The sequence below is a fragment of the Methylobacterium fujisawaense genome (genome assembly GCF_039619325.1).
GTDB lineage: Bacteria > Pseudomonadota > Alphaproteobacteria > Rhizobiales > Beijerinckiaceae > Methylobacterium > Methylobacterium fujisawaense.
The window spans coordinates 2,315,455-2,332,218 of the sequence record NZ_CP155000.1; the positions used below are offsets into that span (position 1 = coordinate 2,315,455).

The window sequence follows — 16,764 nt, forward strand, 5'->3', positions numbered from 1 at the left end:
AACCGCACGGCCCAGCTGAGCTTTCGTTCTGCAACGGAGGATTGCCCATGGCCGAGGCGAGAAACCCGAGCGAGTCCGAGGTGGCCGCGACGCCCGATGCGGTGGCCGGCCGCGCCAAGGTCGAGGCGCGCATGGCGCAATGCACCCCCGAGGAGCAGGCGGCGTTCTGGGAGGCGGTCGGCCGATGCTTCGGCGGCGGCAAGCCTCCGGAGATGAAGTCGGCCTCCGGCTGATCAGGCTCCCTTGCGGGTCAGGGCCCGCAGGGCACCGCGAAACGTCCGCACATCCTGCTCGGTCAGGCTCATGCGATGGAGCATGTCGCGCATGTTGCGGGCGATGATCTCTTTCTTCTCCGGCGGATAGAAGCCCGCCGCGTCGAGCGCGGCCTCGAGGCTTCCGAACAGCGCGACCAGCGCCTCGCGGGTCGCCGGCGGCGAGAGAAGCTCGCCCGAGAAGGGCAGCCGGGCCCGGCCGCTCGCCTGCCGCCACGTGTAGCCGACCAGCAGCACCGCCTGCGCGAGGTTGAGCGACGGAAAATCCGGTGAGACCGGGAAGGTGATGATCGCGTCGGCGAGCGACACCTCGTCGTTGGTGAGCCCGACCCGCTCGCGGCCGAACATCACCGCGGTGCGCTGCCCTTCCCGCGCCACGAGTTCGCCCATGGCCTCCTCGGGGGCGAAGACCCGCTTCATCTGCCCGCGCTCCCGCGCCGTGGTCGCCAGCACGTACCGGCAATCGGCGATGGCTTCGGCGACGCTGCCGAAGATCGTCGCCCGGTCCAGGACATGCGTCGCACCGGAGGCCGACTCGCGCACCCCCTTCTTGGGCCAGCCGTTCTTCGGATTGACGAGGCGCAGCTCCGACAGGCCGAAATTCGCCATGGCGCGCGCCGTCATGCCGATATTCTCGGCGAGCTGCGGCTCCACCAGGATCACGGCCGGGGCGATCCCCGGCGGGAGTTCGGTGACCTTCCTCGGGGCGTCGCCCGGCACGTCTCGGCTCGTCATGCGGGCCGTCTGACACGGGCAGCCCCGCGCCGTCGAGGGTCGGGTGACGAAGCCGGCCGGATGACAGTGCGCGCCTTCCGTCGCCGGGTGGCCCGCGCTATGTCGCGGGGCGATTCCGGCCCGGGGCGCCCCACAGGGCACTCGGGTCGACGACCGCACGGCCCTTGCATGCCGTGCGCGGGGACAACGCGGGAAGGCATCGGTCCATGGCGAAGATCAAGGTAGCGAACCCCGTCGTCGAGCTCGACGGCGACGAGATGACCCGGATCATCTGGGCCGAGATCAAGAACAAGCTGATCCACCCCTATCTCGATGTCGATCTCGAATACTACGACCTCGGCGTCGAGCACCGCGACGCCACCAACGACAAGGTCACGGTCGACGCCGCCGAGGCGATCAAGCGCCACGGCGTCGGCGTGAAATGCGCCACCATCACGCCGGACGAGGCCCGCGTGAAGGAGTTCAACCTCAAGGAGATGTGGCGGTCGCCCAACGGCACGATCCGCAACATCCTGGGCGGCGTGATCTTCCGCGAGCCGATCATCTGCAAGAACGTGCCGCGCCTCGTCCCCGGCTGGACCCAGCCCTTCGTGATCGGCCGCCACGCCTACGGCGACCAGTACCGCGCCACCGACTTCAAGGTGCCCGGCAAGGGCCGCCTGACCATCAAGTTCGAGGGCGATGACGGCACGGTCATCGAGAAGGAGGTGTTCAAGTTCCCCGACGCCGGCGTCGCCATGTCGATGTACAACCTCGACCAGTCGATCATCGACTTCGCCCGCGCCTCGATGAACTACGGCCTGGCGCGCAAATACCCGGTCTACCTGTCGACCAAGAACACCATTCTCAAGGTCTATGACGGCCGGTTCAAGGACCTGTTCCAGAAGGTCTACGAGGAGGAGTTCGAGGCGAAGTTCAAGGCGCTCGGCCTCACCTACGAGCACCGCCTGATCGACGATATGGTCGCCTCGTGCCTCAAGTGGTCGGGCGGCTACGTCTGGGCCTGCAAGAACTACGACGGCGACGTGCAGTCCGATACGGCCGCCCAGGGCTTCGGCTCCCTCGGCCTGATGACCTCCGTGCTGATGACGCCGGATGGCCAGACCGTGGAGGCCGAGGCTGCCCACGGCACCGTCACCCGCCACTATCGCGAGCACCAGAAGGGCCGCGAGACCTCGACCAACTCGATCGCGTCGATCTTCGCCTGGACCCGCGGCCTGTCGCACCGGGCCAAGCTCGACGGCAACGACGATCTCGCCAAGTTCTCCGCGACCCTGGAGAAGGTCTGCGTCGACACGGTCGAGGCGGGTCACATGACCAAGGACCTCGCGCTGCTCGTCGGCCCCGATCAGAAGTGGCTCTCGACCACCGGCTTCCTCGACAAGGTCGACCAGAACCTGAAGACGGCGATGGGCGCCTGAACCCCGGACCAAAGAGCGGCGGGCGTCGTCCGGGACGCCCGCCGTTTCGTATCAGCGCTCCGCCGGCGACCGCTTCACGCCCCGCCTGCGCGCTCCTGCGGGCTGGTCTCGGCCAGGGCCCGGGCGACCTCGAGAAGCAGGAGGTCGATGGCGGCCCGCATCAGCGGGTCTCCGACCGTGTCGACGAGTTCGCGCACCCGCAGGCACTGTGCGGCGAGCGCGTCCAACGCCATGTCCTTGCTGTCGAACATCATCCTCAAGCCACCAGGTAAGCGGGTTCGGAGACCAGGACCGAGTTGCTGTCGCCGCGGACCGCGCGCAGCTTGGCGAGGGTTCGGGCATCGAACCGGGCTGTGGCCGCCATGATCTCCTCGCCGGCGATCTGAACCGGCAGGCCAAGGGGCTGCGGGCGGAAATGCAGCTGGATCACGTGGATCATGTAGAGGGTCGGCATCTGCAGCAGCAGGCTGTTGACCCCGTGGGCGAGCCCCCATTCGACGATGCCGGTGAGCAGCGCGATCGAGACCGGGTTGACCACACGGCCCTTCGAACGGTGCGAGCGCGCCACGCCCTGGCGGGTCCATTCCCAGATCTGCGGGCCGACCGGCCGCTCGACCTCGCAGAGCTGAGGCAGGACATCGGACAGAAGATGCGGGCGCGTCGTCGGCAGCAGGCGGCTGTAGCCGACGACGGCGTCGCCCTCCATGGCGAGGAAGTGGACCGCATGCGGCGTGTCGAACTGGTCGATCTCCCGGCCATCCGGGCGGGCGAGTTCGGTCCAGCCTTTCTCTGCCACGAAGATGTCGTGGCGCAGGCGCCAGGCCTGCTCCATCGCATCGGCGTAGCGATGCGCGTTGGCGGGGGTGACGATATGGATCACGAAGTAACCTCACGTTGGATTGACGTGGGTTTTCTTCGTTTCGCGAAGACCTGGGTACTACGAGAAACCGTAGGGTTTGCGTGCGTGAGGGCCCATCGGGCCAAGACCTTGCCGGGCCCGAGCGGGTCGCGCTCGCGCGCGCTCCGGAGCCGACCGTGCCGGCCCTACGTGATTAGGCCGGCACGCAGCGCCTGCGCCACGGTGTGGGCGCGGTTGACGGTATCGAGCTTCGCCCGCGCCGAGCGCAGATGGTAGTCGACCCCGGCTGCCGTGATGCCCATGACCATACCGATCTCGACATCGGTCTTGCCCTCGGCCGCCCATTGGAGGGTCTCGCGCTCCCGCGGCGAGAGGCGCGCCGGCGCCTGCGCGGAGGGGCGGCTGTTCATCAGCAGGAGCTGGCCGACCGCGTAGGTCGCCACCAGATTGACCGCGACGCGCTCGGCCGGATCGATCTCGATCCGCTCCCCGGATACGCTGATCCCGCCCGGCTCGCCATCGAGGGTCACGAACGGGATCGTGATGCCGGCGCGGATACCGAAATCGCCGGCCTCGTTCATGATGCGGCTCGCCGTCGGCGTGTCCGGCGGCACGGTGCTCCAGTCGAAGGGCGTCGCGCTGGTACAGAGCCGCCGGACCGTGGGATCATGGAGCGCGTAGCCCCGCGTCACGTACCGGCGTGCCCACCCCTCCGGCATGGTGCTCGTGAGGACGAATCCGGCATGCCGCCGCGCCGGCAGGCCAGGCGTCGGAACGATCCCGGCCATCACGTACGACACCCCGTAGCGGGTGAAGGCGTCGACCAGCAATCGCGCGATCTCGTCGGGCGCCGCAGCCCGCTCCAGATCGCGCAACACGCTGAAGGTCCTGTCCAGGTGCTTCGAATGCGGCATGCCCGATCTCAACGTTGGTGCACGCATTGCGACAAATGATACATCGAGCGCAACCTGAGGATGGCATCGCCGACGCTGAAAGGCTAGGGTGGCGGTGGAAAGCTCTGCCGTTTTAATCGGTCCAGCGGGCAGAACGCGAGTTTCAACGGGATGACAGACGACGTGACCCCGCCGACGACGCGCTGGCTTCTGGAACGGATCGCAGTCACGCTGAACGTCTGCCCGACCTATTTCCTGCAGAACGACCGGCTCGCAGGGACAGAGCAGGATCAGATTGACGAGCAATCCGCCGAGGCCGCCGCATTGTTCCGGGCGATCAAGTCACCGGCACGCCGCGACGCGGTCCTGAAGCTCCTGCGCGAGATGACACGCGAGACCTGACGGCGCGCGGCGCTCGTCTCCCGGTCTCCGCGCCGGCCTCATGCCGCCACGAGGAGCGCGGCCCCGGCAACCCCCGAAAGGACGAGGCGCATCCGGCCGAGCCAGAGCGGAACGAGGCCGCGGCGGGGCAGATCCTGATCGATCAGCCCCCAGGCGAGAACCAGGGCGCCGAGGATGCGCAGATCCCAGGGTGCGGGCGCCGCCATTGCCGCCCAGGCCACCAGGGATGGCACGATGGCCACGAGATAGTCGCCGTTGCCGGCATTGCGCGCCGCGGCCGCGCCCCAGCGGATCCCGCCCAGGAACGAGGCGATCACCGCACCGTAGGCCGAGAGGATGGTGCGCGGCGACAGGCCGATGCTGCTCAGGCCGCCATCGGTGCCGGAGACCGCGAGGGCCGCAAATCCCAGGAAAGGAATGAGGCCGGCAATGCCGAGGACGATGGCGCTCAGCGGGACAGAGTTCCGGTGCGCCATCCATCCTCCGGGCATCGGCAAGGGTTGGCGACCCGCGCGATCCGACCGCGGTCGATGCCGCCCCGCCGGAGCGTTCCCGCATCGCGGCACGGCGGTCAAGGTCAGCGCGGCTGCGGCGCCGGCTTCAGGAAAGCCGTCAGCCCCGGCGGGGCGAGGCCGTGGACGGCACCGCGCTGGGCAAAGGCGCCCCGAGCAGCGACATCGGCGGGCTGGCGGGAGCCTTCGACGCCGGCGGCTCGTTCACCGCCGCGTCAATCTTTCGCGGCTTGAAGTTGGCCGCGAGGCTCTTCGCGCTGGCGAGATCGGCGGGACTCAGCTTGTTGGCCACGTCGTCGCGCTTCTTGCCGGCATCGTCGTCGCCCTGGCTCGCCGCGGCCGAGAACCACGCGTAGGATTGGATCAGGTCCTGCGTCAGGCCGAGGCCGCGGGCATAGAGAACGCCGAGATTGTACTGGCTGTCGCGGACGCCGAATTCGGCTCCCTGGCGGAACCACGAGGCCGCGGATGCGAAGTCCGGCTTCCCGTTGGCGACCGGGTTCTCGGCATAGAGCACCGCCAGATTGTGCATGGAGCGGGCATGACCCTGCTCGGCGGCACGGCCGTACCAGAGCTTCGCCTTGTCGAGATCGCGGACGACGCCGGACCCCTTCTCGTAATGGCCGGCGAGCTTGTACTGGGCGGGGGCGTAGCCGGCCGAGGCCAGCTTCTCGTAGAGCTTGGCCGCGACCGACAGATCGCGCGGCATGCCGCGGCCGTCGGCCTCCCGGGTGGCGAGGTCCCAGATGGCCGTGCCGTCGCCCTCGAGGGCGGCGAGCTTCACCTTGGCCAGCGCCGGCGGCAGGTTCCCGAGATCGGCCTGCAGGGCGTTCATGCCGGAGACCTGCGGCACCGCCGGCTTGGCGGTGGAGTGCGTCTCCGCGGGAGCGGGATTCGGCAGCGACTGGGTCGTGGTCGGATCGGCCACGGCCGGCTTCGCGTCCGGCGTCTCCTTGGCGGTGTCCGGAGCCTTCTTCTGGATGTCGGCGGCATCCCCGCGTGACGGCGCGATCTGGCTCGCCGGGGCGGGCGTTTGCGGCTCATCCGCGCTGCGCATGGTGATCGCCTGGAGCGCGCCCAGCGCCAGCACGATGGCGGCGAGCCCGAGCAGGAGCGGGCGGCGGCGGCGATCGATCTCGGCGCGCAGCCGCGCGAGCCGCCCCGTCGTCGCGTTGGGCAGCAGCGCGGCCCGCTCGCCCCGGGTCTCCCGGCGCTCCACGGGCGCTTCCGCGACCAGCTCCGCTTGCGCGGCCTGGGCGGCCCGTCGCGCCGCGGCGATGAAGCTGGTCTTGATGTCGGTCTCAGAGGTGGCGTCGGCCGCGATCCGCGCGGCGGCCGCGTCGCCGATCCGCTCCTGCATCGGCCGGCGGGCCGACGGCTCTCTGGGCGAGCGCGGCTCGCGCGGCGGACGGCCGCTGCCGGGCTCGAGCAGGTCGTCGGCGAGGCGGGAAGCCTCGATGCCGTCCCGGCGGGGCTTCGCGCGCGCCTCGACGGGCGCGAGGGTCGCCTCCGCGCTCGTCGACGACATCAGGCGCTCGTCGAGGGACGGGACCCGCGGCGGGACGGACTCGGCCGGGCCGAGCCGGACGAGAAGGCGCTCAAGGGCGGATTGGACGCCATCGAGGGTGGCGCCGAGCCGCTGATCGGACGCGACCTGCCGGGCCTGCATATCGGCCAAGCTGGCGCGGAGGAGGCCGATCTCCCCGGACTCGGCCGTGCCGAGACCGGAACCCTGGAGGGTCTGGGCCACGGCGTTGCGCGCGGCGCGCTCCACCACGGCCTCGGTCGGGGCGGAGTCCCGGAGAGCCGTCACCTGCCGGAGCAGGTCGCCCATGGTGCGCTCGAGGCCGGCCAGCGCCGGATCGACGCTCAGCGGCGCGTCGAGGCGCCCCGCCAGAGACACGACCTGCCGCTCCAGGGCGTCGAGCCCTTCGTGCTCGGCCCGGGCGCCGACCTGATCGACCTTGTCGGCGAGGCTGCGCAGCATGGCGTGGATCGACGCCATCCCGTCCGGACGGGCGGCGGCTTCACCGGTCCGCTCGGACCAATCGTCCCGGGCGCAGAGGACGTCGACCTTCTCCGCAAGCGCCTGGATCTGCTCCGCCAGCGCCGCCGGCGCGGCGATCTTCACGTCGCTGCGGATCTCCTCCAGGATCGGGCGCAGGTCCGGACCGGCGCTCAGACTCTGCAACTGCGCAATCTGTGCGCTCAGCGCCTGAAGGCTCTGCGCGAGCCCCTGAATCCGCTCCGGACCCGCCAGGGCACCGATCTGCCGGCGAATCTCCTCAAGCTCGGCAAACAGGCCGGCGAGGGTGCGACCATCCGGATCGGCCGCGCCCGTCGCCGCCGCGGTGTCGAGGCGCTCGGCCAGGCGGCGGACATCCTCCGCGACGCGGCTGTGGACGTTCTCGGCCACCTCTTCGGCGAGGCGCTCGACCTGCGCCCGGACCTGCTCGATCGGCACCGCGATGGCGGTGAGATCGGTTCCGGCCTGGGCCCGCTCGATGCCGCTGGCCAGGGTGATGACGGCCTGCTCCAGGGCGCCGATATCCCGGCTCGTCGCCAGCTGGTTGATCGCCTCGCGCAGGCGTGTGGTCTCCTCCTGAAGCTCGATCAGGGCGGTCGACGGGGCGACACCTTCCTCGATCCGGGCTTCCAGCCGGCGCGCGAGGTCCATGCGCATGCTGGCGACGACGCCGCCATCGGTCGCGGACATCGCGGCCCCCGGCCCGGCGGTCTCGGCGAGCTCGCGCTGCCGTTGCCGGATGTCCTGGACCGCATTGCGGATGTCCGCGGCGGCGGGGCGCGCGCGACGGCCGGGCTGGCGCGTGGTGGCGACCTGCTCGCCGAGCTGGGACATGCGCCGCTCGATATCGCCGAGCCGTTCGGTCACCTGCTGGACGGGGGCCGCCTTGAGGGCCCGCTCGATGCGGGCTTCGATCTCCGCGAGGCGCCGCGCCTCCGCTTCCTGGGCGGCACGCCGCTCATGGTCGAGGGCCCGGTCGAGCCCGTCCAGGCGATCCATCAAGGCGGCGATGCCCTGGCCGTAGGCGTCGGCGCGGGGCTCCGGGTTCTCGCCGTCCGGAGTGGCCGGGGTGGATCGATCCGGCGCCGCATCGGGCCGGACGGCACCGGAACCGACCTGCTCGGCGCGGTGGCGACGCCGGTGCCGCCGGTTTCCCGGCGCGGCCGATTGCTGCTGCGGCACCACCGAGGCGATCCAGGTCTCAAGCGGCACGCCCGCCCGCGCCGCCACGTCGCGCGCCGCGTCGAGCACCTCGGGATCGAAACTGTCGAGCTGCGGCATCGCGTTGCGGGTCATCGGTGGCCTGTCGTCGGCAGCGGTCGGCGTCCGTTTCCTCTGCGCAGGGCGGACCGGAATTCGGTATCCACGAACACACGCGTCGGATCGTTCGAGGCGACCATTAACTTTCTTGGTAAACACGAGGTTAAGGTTCACCGGGCCCCGGTAATCGTCGCGAGCGACCGGCGGCGTGGGACGGGTGCGCCGGTCCGGCGGCGACGGGGTCGAGCCGTTGCTCCGGAGGCGGCGGGGCGGTTACATGCGGCCAAGGCAGCGGGCCGTGTCGAGGGGCCTGCACCAGACGGGGGAAGCCAGAGATGCCGCAGTATCGCGCTCCGGTTGAGGACACGCTGTTCCTCCTCACCGATGTGCTCGGCTTTCATGCCCGGGACAACCTTGCGGGCTTCGCCGATGCCTCACCCGATGTGATCGAGGCCGTCCTGCGCGAGGGCGCGAAGCTCGCCGAGGAGGTCCTGGCCCCGATCAACCGGACAGGCGATCTGGAGGGCTGTCGCCGGGACGCCGACGGCACGGTACGCACGCCGACGGGCTTCAAGGCCGCTTACGACACCTACGCGAGCGGCGGCTGGATGGGACTTTCGGTGCCCGAAGCCTATGGCGGCCAGGGCCTGCCGCACACGCTGAACACCGCGATCCAGGAATTCGCCTCGGGCGCGAACCTCGCCTTCGGCATGTATCCCGGTCTGACGCAGGGCGCGATGGCGGCGCTGCTGGTCCACGGCACGGAGGAGCAGAAGGCGGTGTATCTGCCCAGGATGGTCGAAGGGGCCTGGACCGGCACCATGAACCTGACCGAGCCGCATTGCGGCACGGATCTCGGGCTGCTCAAGACCAAGGCCGTGCCGAACGGCGACGGCGCCTACAGCATCACCGGCACCAAGATCTTCATCTCGGCCGGGGAGCACGACCTCGCCGAGAACATCGTCCACCTCGTTCTCGCCCGGATCGAGGGGGCCCCCGCCGGCACCAAGGGCATCTCGCTCTTCGTGGTGCCGAAGGTTCTGGTGAACGCCGACGGCTCCCTCGGCGCGCGCAACGGCGTGTCCTGCGGCTCCCTCGAGCACAAGATGGGCATCCACGGCAACGCCACCTGCGTGATGAACTACGACGGCGCGACCGGCTGGCTCGTGGGCCAGGAGAACCGCGGCCTCAACGCCATGTTCGTGATGATGAACGAGGCGCGGCTCGCCGTGGGCGTCCAGGGGCTCGGGCAGTCCGAGGTCGCCTACCAGAACGCCGCCGCCTACGCGAAGGATCGCCTCCAGGGCCGGGCGCTGACCGGCGCGAAGGCGCCCGACAAAGCCGCCGACCCGATCATCGTCCATCCGGACGTGCGCCGCACGCTGATGCAGATCCGCGCGTTCAACGAAGCGGCCCGCGCCCTCATGCTCTGGACGGCGCTCCAGGCCGACATCCTGCACCGTTCCGAGGATGCCCGGGAGCGGCAGGCGGCCGACGATTATCTCGGCCTCATGACGCCGGTGGTGAAGGGCGTATTCACCGATCGCGGCTTCGCCAATGCGGTCGAGGCGCAGCAGCTGCTCGGCGGCCACGGCTACATCGAGGAATGGGGCATGTCGCAGTTCGTGCGCGATGCCCGCATCGCCATGATCTACGAGGGCGCCAACGGCATCCAGGCGATGGACCTGATCGGCCGCAAGCTGCCGAAGGATGGCGGCCGGGCGATGATGACCTTCCTGGGCGAGGTCCAGACCTTCCTGAAGGACCACGGCGAGGATCCCGCGATGGCGCCATTCACCCAGCCGCTCCAGGCCGGGCTGAACGATCTCCAGGGCGCGGTGATGTGGCTGATGCAGAACGCCTTCGCCAAGCCCGACAATGCCGGGGCCGGCGCAACCGACTTCATGCACCTCTTCGGCCTCGTGGCCCTGGGCTACATGTGGGCGCGGATCGCCAAGGCCGCCCAGGCCAAGCATGCCGAGGCGCCCTCCCCGCGCTGGGAGTCGAAGCTGACGAGCGGCCGGTTCTACATGGAGCGGATGCTGCCGGAGACCGCCCTGCGCCTGACCCGCATCAAGGCCGGTGCGGACAGCACGATGGCGCTGGCGGCGGACGCGTTCTGAGCGTCCCACGGGCCGTCGCGCCAGAGCGCGGCGGCCGGCAACGTGGCGTCCCCGCCTTTGCGAGCGTCGCGAAGCAAACCAGCCGTGCGACGCTGACCCAGTGCCCGCTGCCCTCGGTCGCCGCGCCGCGCGCGCGACGGCGGGCGAGCCGGCTCGCGGCGCGGGACGGTGTCAGCCCTCGAGCGCGGCGTCGAGATCGTCGATCAGGTCCGCCGGATCTTCCAGGCCGATCGACAGGCGCACCACTTCCGGCCCCGCCCCGGCGGCGGTCTTCTGCGCGTCGGTGAGCTGGCGGTGCGTTGTCGAGGCCGGATGGATGATCAGCGACCGGGTGTCGCCGATATTGGCGAGGTGCGAGAACAGCTGGAGGTTCGAGACCAGCTTCACGCCCGCCTCGTAGCCGCCCTTCAGACCGAAGGTGAACACGGCACCGGCGCCCTTCGGCGTGTAGCGCTTGGCCAGCGCATGGTAACGATCGGTCTCCAGCCCCGGGTAGCTCACCCAGGACACGGCCTCGTGCTTGGACAAATGGGTGGCCACCGTCAGCGCGTTGTCGGAATGGCGCTGCATGCGCAGCGGCAGGGTCTCGATGCCGTTGAGGATCAGGAAGGCGTTGAACGGCGAGAGCGCCGGACCGAGGTCGCGGAGGCCCAGAACCCGGCAGGCGATGGCGAAGCCGAAATTGCCGAAGGTCTCGGCCAGCACCATGCCGGAATATTCCGGCCGCGGCTGGCTCATCATCGGGTAGCGCGCATCGCCCGCCCATTGGAACGAGCCGCCGTCGACGATCAGGCCGCCGATCGAATTGCCGTGGCCGCCGAGGAACTTCGTCGCCGAATGGACGACGATGTCGGCGCCGTGCTCGAAGGGCCGGATCAGGTACGGCGTCGCCATGGTGTTGTCGACGACGAGCGGGATGTTGTGCTTCTTGGCGATCTGCGACAGCGCCGCGATGTCGGTGATGACGCCGCCGGGATTGGCGATGGATTCGCAGAAGATCGCCTTGGTGCGCGGCGTGATCGCCGCCTCGAAGGAGGCGGGATCATCGTTGTCGGCCCAGGCCACCGACCAGCCGAAGTTCTTGTACGAGTGATTGAACTGGTTGATCGACCCGCCGTAGAGCTTGTTCGAGGCCACGAACTCGTCGCCCGGCTGCATCAGGGCGTGCATGGTCAGGAACTCGGCCGCGTGGCCGGAGGCGACCGCCAGGGCGGCGGTCCCGCCTTCCAAGGCCGCAATGCGCTCCTCCAGCACCGCGTTCGTCGGGTTGGTGATCCGTGTGTAGATGTTGCCGAAGGCCTGGAGCCCGAACAGCGACGCGGCGTGATCGACATCGTCGAACACGAAGCTGGTGGTCTGGTAGATCGGCGTGGCGCGCGCGCCCGTGGCGGCGTCGGGGGCGGCGCCCGCATGGATCGCCAGCGTGTTGAAGCCGGGCAGGCGGTCGGACATCGTCGGGTCTCCTCAGAGCACCCGAGCCTGTACGCCCGCCCGGGAGTTCGGCGCAAGGCTCCGCGAGGGCTGACGCGCCGGAGTCGGTTAGGCTTCCGGCCTGGGGCCGATGTCCATATGGGGCTGGCCCGCATCGACCAGGGCCCGATCCACGGCTTCGATGGCGAGCAGCGTCCGGGTCAGATCCTCCGCCATGGAGATCGGCGCCACGTCGAGACCGCCCAGGCGCCGGGCGATGGCATTCCGCTGGCGCGCCAGCGCGGCGCGGGCCCGGTTCAGCTCCTCGATCTCTTCGATGGTCATCCGCGCGTCCTCTCCTCGACTCAGCGACACCGTCATCAACTCCCCGGCGTCCAGTCGATATTCGGTCGCTGGGCCAGCATGCGCTCGAAGTAGTTGGCGACGGCCTGCGCCCCGTCGGTGTGCATCATTGCCACGGGATGCGCGAGATAGGCGCGGGCGAGATCGAGGGGAATGCGTCCGCCCTGGAGCGCGTTCAGCACCTCGTCGATGAAGGCGTCGTTGGCCTCGTTGAAATCGCTGGACAGCTTCTTGCGGTCATTGATGGCCTTGATCGGCATGCAGACTTCCTGTTGCTCGGTGCCGGTGTAGCATCCGGTCGACCGGTTCGGCCCGGATCGCGGCGCGATATGGTCTGACGCGGCAAGACGGCGCAAATCGCGTGCGGGCCCGCACGGTTCGGTAACCCTCCGCGATCGTCGCATGGAGCGGATTGCCGCGCTGCGGCGTTACTGCTCTATGTCGATCGAAACAATGCACTCCCATACGGTCGAAATCGTCCCGTGCAGGGACGATCCCCGGTGCTTCCGCTGGATCATCCGCAGCCACGGCGGCACGGTCGTCGAAAAGTCGCCCTACGCCTTCGTAACGCGGAACGGAGCCCGCATTTCCGGCGAGTGCTGGATGCGTGAGCATTTCGGCGACGGGCAGGCCGCCTAGCTGCGCGCCCGACATCCGCGATCGACGGCACCGTCCGATTCTGTACTCTCGGTGAGGTGGCCGGCTTTCAGGCCGTGTCCAATACCCGGAAGCCCTGAGACACCGGTATCGCGAGGGGCGGTGCGCCCGTACCGCGAGCCGATGCACAGGACGCACGCAACCTGGGCGATAATACTGAGACGAAAAGCATCGGTTAAGCATTACGCTTTTGCGGGAATTCCTTTGTCAGAACTTTAATGACCACCCTGCAGTATCGTGTTGATTCTGTTTCAGAGCAGGGCGCGGATGATGCTGAGCGGCGACGGGACGTTCCGGGACGACGAGTCCGCGTCGCAGATGGGGTCTGTGACTTCCATCGAGGGGTCGAAAGTTCATCTTGAGCTCGGGCTCCGGAACGGGCGACCGAGCGTGAGGGTCACGGTCGGCAATCTGGTCCGGATCCGTGCGGGCGGGGCCATCCTCGTGGGCATCGTCACGACGTTGGCCTCGGCCCACGAGCGCGGGCGAGAACCCGGGGCCTTTGCGAGCCTCGACCTGCTCGGCCAGATCATTGAGACGAATGGGGTGCCTGGATTCTGCCGGGGCGTGACCTGCTACCCGGCGATCGGCGACACGGTCGAGCTGCTGTCCCCCTCCGAACTGCGAATCGTCCACCAAGTGTCTGTGGCCAACACGGCGGCCGTCGGGGCGCTCTACCAAGACCCCGAAACCCCCGCCTGCATCAAACTCGACGACCTTCTCTCCAAGCACTTCGCCGTTCTCGGCGCCACGGGGGTCGGCAAGTCGAGCGGCGTGACCATCATCTTGGACGAGGTGATGCGCGCCAAGCCGGCAGTGCGCATCTTCCTGCTGGACGTACACAATGAATACGCCGCCAGCTTCGGCGACCGCGCGAGCGTGATCAATCCGCGGACTCTCAAGCTGCCGTTCTGGCTGTTCAACCTCGAAGAGATCGCCGACGTGATCTACGGCGGGCGTCCAGCCGTGGACGAGGAGATCGAGATCCTCGCCGAAGTCATCCCGCTCGCGAAGAGCAAGTACGCCCAGTACAAGGAGGCGAGCGACCGGCAGATCGTGAAGCGGACACTGGGCAAGGCCGGCGGCTACACGATCGACACGCCCGTGCCCTACGTGCTCCAGGACCTGATTGCCCTCATCGACGAGCGGATGGGCCGGCTGGAGAATCGCGTCTCCCGGATGCACTATCACCGTCTGATCACGCGGATCGAGGCGATCCGGAACGATCCGCGGCACGGCTTCATGTTCGACAACGCCAATGTCGGCGGCGACATGATGGGCGAGATCCTGGCGCACCTGTTCCGCCTCGATCCGGATGGGCGGCCGATGACGATCATGCAGCTCGCCGGCCTGCCGAGCGAGGTGGTGGACGCCGTCGTCTGCGTCCTGTCCCGGCTGGCGTTCGAGTTCGGCATCTGGAGCGAGGGCGCGATCCCGCTGCTGTTCGTGTGCGAGGAGGCGCATCGCTTCGCCTCGGCCGATCGCTCCGTCGGCTTCACGCCGACCCGCCGCGCCCTGTCGCGGATCGCCCGCGAGGGCCGGAAACATGGCGTCCATCTGGGCTTGGTCACGCAGCGTCCGGCCGAACTCGACGCGACCATCATGTCGCAATGCAGCACCCTGTTCGCCATGCGGATGACGAACGCGCGCGATCAGGCCTTCCTGGCCGCAGCGGTATCGGACGCCAGCAACCTGCTCACCTTCATCCCGTCGCTCGGGACGGGCGAGGTCATTGCCTTCGGTGAAGGCGTTCCGATCCCGGTCCGGATGACGTTCCGGCGCCTCCCGTCGATCCGCCAGCCGCGCAACGACACGAGCGGCGCCGCGGCGGGGGACGGCGCGGCGGTCGCCGGCGCCGGCTTCATCGGTGCTGTCGTGGAGCGGTGGCGGGGCGCGACCATGAACAAGGTCGGCGGCCAAGACCACGATCCGATCGGCGCCGTGCGCCTCGGACGCGAGACGGGTCCGGAGGGGGCTCAGGGCGCAGCGCTCGATCACGTGCATCGCCGGCTGCTCCGCCGTCCCCTCGAGGCCGGCGACACCGTCTCGCAGGCCGGACCACACGCTGCCACGCCGCTCTGGCAGCAGGGCGGAGTATGAGCGCCCCGACTTCCCCGACGCCTCAGACCCTGCTCGAAGCCGTGATCCAGACGCTCCCCGTGGGCGTCGTGGTCTTCGACGAGCAGGGAGGGTGCACCCTGGCCAATGCCGCCGCGCGCGCTCTCGGCGACAGGGCCGTCCACGCGCTCGCCGCCGCGGCGGGCTCGTCTCGGGAGGCCGCGCATGTCGAGGCCATCGGCGATCGTGTCGTCGAGGTGCGCACCCACCCGATCGCGGAGGATCACGGCAGCTTCACGCTCACCACGGTCACCGATGTCACGCGTCATCACAGGATTCAGCGGGAGCTGATCACCAAGGCCTTCATCGACGCCCTGACCGGGCTTCCCAACCGGACGATGTTCGAGCAAAACATCGCCGAGGTCCTGGCCGGATCACGACCCGGGGACCGTTTCGCCCTGGCCTTCATCGATCTCGATAACTTCAAGCACATCAACGACTATTACAGTCACGCCGCGGGCGACGCCCTGCTGCGCAAGATGTCCGACCGGATCCGCGCGACGTTGCGCCCGAGCGACCTGCTGGCCCGCATCGGCGGCGACGAGTTCGTGCTCTTGCTCGATCCCGTCCTCGATCGGGACGACGCGCTGGCAGCCGTTCGCGCCATCTCGGAGCGGCTCAAGCAGCCGTTCTTCATCGACGGGCACGAGATCTTCGCCTCCGCCTCCATCGGCGTGAGCCTGTTCCCGGACCACGGCGACACCTATGAGGTCCTCGCCCGCCAGGCCGACAACGCCATGTACCGGGTGAAGGGCGAGCTGAAGGGCGGCGTCAGCCTGTTCGACGACGCGATGAGCCAGGCGGCGACGGCCCGGATGGCTGTGGAGCAGCGGCTCCGGCTGGCGATCCGCGACCGCTGCTTCTGCTGCGCGTTTCAGCCGAAGGTCGACATGCGCACCCATGCCGTCACCGGCGTCGAGGTGCTTCTGCGCTGGCGGGACGAACTCGGCATGATCCAGGCGCCGGGCGATTTCATCGCCCTCGCCATCGAGCTCGGCCTGATCAACGAGATCACGCTCCAGGTCCTGGCCGAGACCGTTCGGTCGATGCCCGATATCGATGAGGTGTTTGGCCCGGACGTCACCGTGAGCCTCAACATCGCCGCGAAGCAGGCCTGCGATGTGCCCTTCATGACCGCCTTCTGTGCCTCACTCGGCGAGACCGGGCTCGCGGAGCGTTTCGTCCTGGAGCTGACCGAGGAGGCCTTCTTCACGGCGGGCCGCTTTCAGCGCGACGTGCTCCCGCGGATCCGGGCGATCGGAGCGCGGGTCTCGATCGACGATTTCGGCGTCGGTTACTCGTCGCTGTCGGCCTTGGCGGACATCACCGCTGACGAGTTGAAAATCGATCGCTCCTTCATCACCGACATCGACAAGCGACCGCGCAGCCAGATCGTCCTGAAGGCGATCGAGTCGCTCGGCGCAGCACTCGGCATGTCGGTGGTGGCCGAAGGCGTCGAGACCTACGAGGAGGTGGCCTACCTTCTCGGGGCGACGCAGATCCGCTGCGCGCAGGGCTATTACTTCGCTCGCCCGCTCCTGCTCGATCAGATCGGTCAGGTGGAGCCGCGCCTGTCCGGATCACGCCATCCTTCGCCGCGCAGCCGCGCCTCGGAGTTGCGGATGCCCAGTCTGCTGCGGCGGGCGTAAAAGGCCACAGACCGCGAAGGCCATCCTCTCACCGTGGCCGAACGCTGCCGGGACAGACTGGGAT

The 16,764-nt window shown here is 69.0% G+C and carries 16 protein-coding genes; 7 read left to right on the plus strand and 9 right to left on the minus strand.

Annotated elements, in window-relative coordinates; translation table 11 throughout:
• Nucleotides 1–47 precede the first annotated feature (47 nt).
• The gene (locus ABC766_RS10985) at nt 48–233 is read left to right on the plus strand and encodes a hypothetical protein (RefSeq protein WP_043346103.1); all 186 of its coding nucleotides are present in this window, start codon (nt 48–50) and stop codon (nt 231–233) included.
• Here the strand turns inward: ABC766_RS10985 and ABC766_RS10990 are convergent, their stop codons facing one another.
• On the minus strand, nt 234–1,007 hold the full coding sequence (locus ABC766_RS10990) for an RNA methyltransferase (RefSeq protein WP_342144897.1): 774 nt from the start codon (nt 1,005–1,007) through the stop codon (nt 234–236).
• A 206-nt stretch (nt 1,008–1,213) separates the two neighbouring features.
• Between ABC766_RS10990 and ABC766_RS10995 the strand changes: the two genes are divergently transcribed.
• A complete protein-coding gene (locus ABC766_RS10995) occupies nt 1,214–2,428 on the plus strand; it encodes an NADP-dependent isocitrate dehydrogenase (protein WP_043380473.1) in 1,215 nt (404 codons plus the stop codon).
• A gap of 74 nt (nt 2,429–2,502) precedes the next feature.
• Here the strand turns inward: ABC766_RS10995 and ABC766_RS11000 are convergent, their stop codons facing one another.
• The 3 genes from ABC766_RS11000 to ABC766_RS11010 all read right to left on the minus strand — a co-directional run bounded on the left by ABC766_RS11000 (nt 2,503) and on the right by ABC766_RS11010 (nt 4,201).
• Nucleotides 2,503–2,682, minus strand: a complete 180-nt coding sequence (locus ABC766_RS11000) for a hypothetical protein (RefSeq protein ID WP_287090124.1) — start codon at nt 2,680–2,682, stop codon at nt 2,503–2,505.
• A gap of 2 nt (nt 2,683–2,684) precedes the next feature.
• Nucleotides 2,685–3,308 carry an acyl-homoserine-lactone synthase gene (locus ABC766_RS11005; protein WP_287090123.1) on the minus strand — a complete coding sequence of 208 codons (624 nt, stop codon included), beginning with the start codon at nt 3,306–3,308 and terminating at the stop codon, nt 2,685–2,687.
• Between the two features lie 164 nt (nt 3,309–3,472).
• Nucleotides 3,473–4,201, minus strand: coding sequence for an autoinducer binding domain-containing protein (locus ABC766_RS11010; RefSeq protein WP_287090122.1), 729 nt, complete (start codon nt 4,199–4,201; stop codon nt 3,473–3,475).
• 150 nt (nt 4,202–4,351) lie between these two features.
• Between ABC766_RS11010 and ABC766_RS11015 the strand changes: the two genes are divergently transcribed.
• A complete protein-coding gene (locus ABC766_RS11015; protein WP_053608815.1) occupies nt 4,352–4,582 on the plus strand; it encodes a hypothetical protein in 231 nt (76 codons plus the stop codon).
• Between the two features lie 38 nt (nt 4,583–4,620).
• Here the strand turns inward: ABC766_RS11015 and ABC766_RS11020 are convergent, their stop codons facing one another.
• Both ABC766_RS11020 and ABC766_RS11025 read right to left on the minus strand, forming a co-directional pair.
• Complete coding sequence (locus ABC766_RS11020; protein WP_043346119.1) at nt 4,621–5,058, minus strand: DUF3429 domain-containing protein; 438 nt, start codon at nt 5,056–5,058, stop codon at nt 4,621–4,623.
• A gap of 136 nt (nt 5,059–5,194) precedes the next feature.
• Nucleotides 5,195–8,416: a hypothetical protein gene (locus ABC766_RS11025; RefSeq protein WP_345822248.1), complete on the minus strand. Its 3,222-nt coding sequence runs from the start codon at nt 8,414–8,416 to the stop codon at nt 5,195–5,197.
• 299 nt (nt 8,417–8,715) lie between these two features.
• Between ABC766_RS11025 and ABC766_RS11030 the strand changes: the two genes are divergently transcribed.
• Complete coding sequence (locus ABC766_RS11030; protein WP_345822249.1) at nt 8,716–10,503, plus strand: acyl-CoA dehydrogenase C-terminal domain-containing protein; 1,788 nt, start codon at nt 8,716–8,718, stop codon at nt 10,501–10,503.
• Between the two features lie 171 nt (nt 10,504–10,674).
• Here the strand turns inward: ABC766_RS11030 and ABC766_RS11035 are convergent, their stop codons facing one another.
• The 3 genes from ABC766_RS11035 to ABC766_RS11045 form a co-directional block, all read right to left on the minus strand.
• Entirely contained in the window at nt 10,675–11,955 is a 1,281-nt protein-coding gene (locus ABC766_RS11035; protein ID WP_053608749.1) for an O-acetylhomoserine aminocarboxypropyltransferase, read from the minus strand.
• An 87-nt stretch (nt 11,956–12,042) separates the two neighbouring features.
• Nucleotides 12,043–12,258 (minus strand): hypothetical protein, encoded by a 216-nt coding sequence (locus ABC766_RS11040; RefSeq protein WP_043380487.1) that lies wholly within the window; start codon nt 12,256–12,258, stop codon nt 12,043–12,045.
• A 35-nt stretch (nt 12,259–12,293) separates the two neighbouring features.
• Nucleotides 12,294–12,536 (minus strand): hypothetical protein, encoded by a 243-nt coding sequence (locus ABC766_RS11045; RefSeq protein ID WP_043346132.1) that lies wholly within the window; start codon nt 12,534–12,536, stop codon nt 12,294–12,296.
• A 142-nt stretch (nt 12,537–12,678) separates the two neighbouring features.
• Here ABC766_RS11045 and ABC766_RS11050 point away from each other — a divergent pair, with 142 nt between their 5' ends.
• The 3 genes from ABC766_RS11050 (at nt 12,679) to ABC766_RS11060 (ending at nt 16,700) form a co-directional block, all read left to right on the plus strand.
• On the plus strand, nt 12,679–12,915 hold the full coding sequence (locus ABC766_RS11050; RefSeq protein WP_085987611.1) for a hypothetical protein: 237 nt from the start codon (nt 12,679–12,681) through the stop codon (nt 12,913–12,915).
• A 288-nt stretch (nt 12,916–13,203) separates the two neighbouring features.
• Complete coding sequence (locus tag ABC766_RS11055; protein WP_043346187.1) at nt 13,204–15,033, plus strand: ATP-binding protein; 1,830 nt, start codon at nt 13,204–13,206, stop codon at nt 15,031–15,033.
• Entirely contained in the window at nt 15,030–16,700 is a 1,671-nt protein-coding gene (locus ABC766_RS11060) for an EAL domain-containing protein (RefSeq protein ID WP_342144325.1), read from the plus strand. Before ABC766_RS11055 ends, ABC766_RS11060 begins: the two co-directional genes overlap by 4 nt.
• Nucleotides 16,701–16,764 lie beyond the last annotated feature (64 nt).

Bases quoted from the DNA above. Each gene is read 5' to 3' on its own strand.
- ABC766_RS10985 (WP_043346103.1), top strand. From the start codon at position 48: ATGGCCGAGGCGAGAAACCCGAGCGAGTCCGAGGTGGCCGCGACGCCC.
- ABC766_RS10990 (WP_342144897.1), bottom strand. From the start codon at position 1,007: ATGACGAGCCGAGACGTGCCGGGCGACGCCCCGAGGAAGGTCACCGAA.
- ABC766_RS10995 (WP_043380473.1), top strand. From the start codon at position 1,214: ATGGCGAAGATCAAGGTAGCGAACCCCGTCGTCGAGCTCGACGGCGAC.
- ABC766_RS11000 (WP_287090124.1), bottom strand. From the start codon at position 2,682: ATGATGTTCGACAGCAAGGACATGGCGTTGGACGCGCTCGCCGCACAG.
- ABC766_RS11010 (WP_287090122.1), bottom strand. From the start codon at position 4,201: ATGCCGCATTCGAAGCACCTGGACAGGACCTTCAGCGTGTTGCGCGAT.
- ABC766_RS11015 (WP_053608815.1), top strand. From the start codon at position 4,352: ATGACAGACGACGTGACCCCGCCGACGACGCGCTGGCTTCTGGAACGG.
- ABC766_RS11020 (WP_043346119.1), bottom strand. From the start codon at position 5,058: ATGGCGCACCGGAACTCTGTCCCGCTGAGCGCCATCGTCCTCGGCATT.
- ABC766_RS11025 (WP_345822248.1), bottom strand. From the start codon at position 8,416: ATGACCCGCAACGCGATGCCGCAGCTCGACAGTTTCGATCCCGAGGTG.
- ABC766_RS11030 (WP_345822249.1), top strand. From the start codon at position 8,716: ATGCCGCAGTATCGCGCTCCGGTTGAGGACACGCTGTTCCTCCTCACC.
- ABC766_RS11035 (WP_053608749.1), bottom strand. From the start codon at position 11,955: ATGTCCGACCGCCTGCCCGGCTTCAACACGCTGGCGATCCATGCGGGC.
- ABC766_RS11040 (WP_043380487.1), bottom strand. From the start codon at position 12,258: ATGACCATCGAAGAGATCGAGGAGCTGAACCGGGCCCGCGCCGCGCTG.
- ABC766_RS11045 (WP_043346132.1), bottom strand. From the start codon at position 12,536: ATGCCGATCAAGGCCATCAATGACCGCAAGAAGCTGTCCAGCGATTTC.
- ABC766_RS11050 (WP_085987611.1), top strand. From the start codon at position 12,679: ATGGAGCGGATTGCCGCGCTGCGGCGTTACTGCTCTATGTCGATCGAA.
- ABC766_RS11055 (WP_043346187.1), top strand. From the start codon at position 13,204: ATGCTGAGCGGCGACGGGACGTTCCGGGACGACGAGTCCGCGTCGCAG.
- ABC766_RS11060 (WP_342144325.1), top strand. From the start codon at position 15,030: ATGAGCGCCCCGACTTCCCCGACGCCTCAGACCCTGCTCGAAGCCGTG.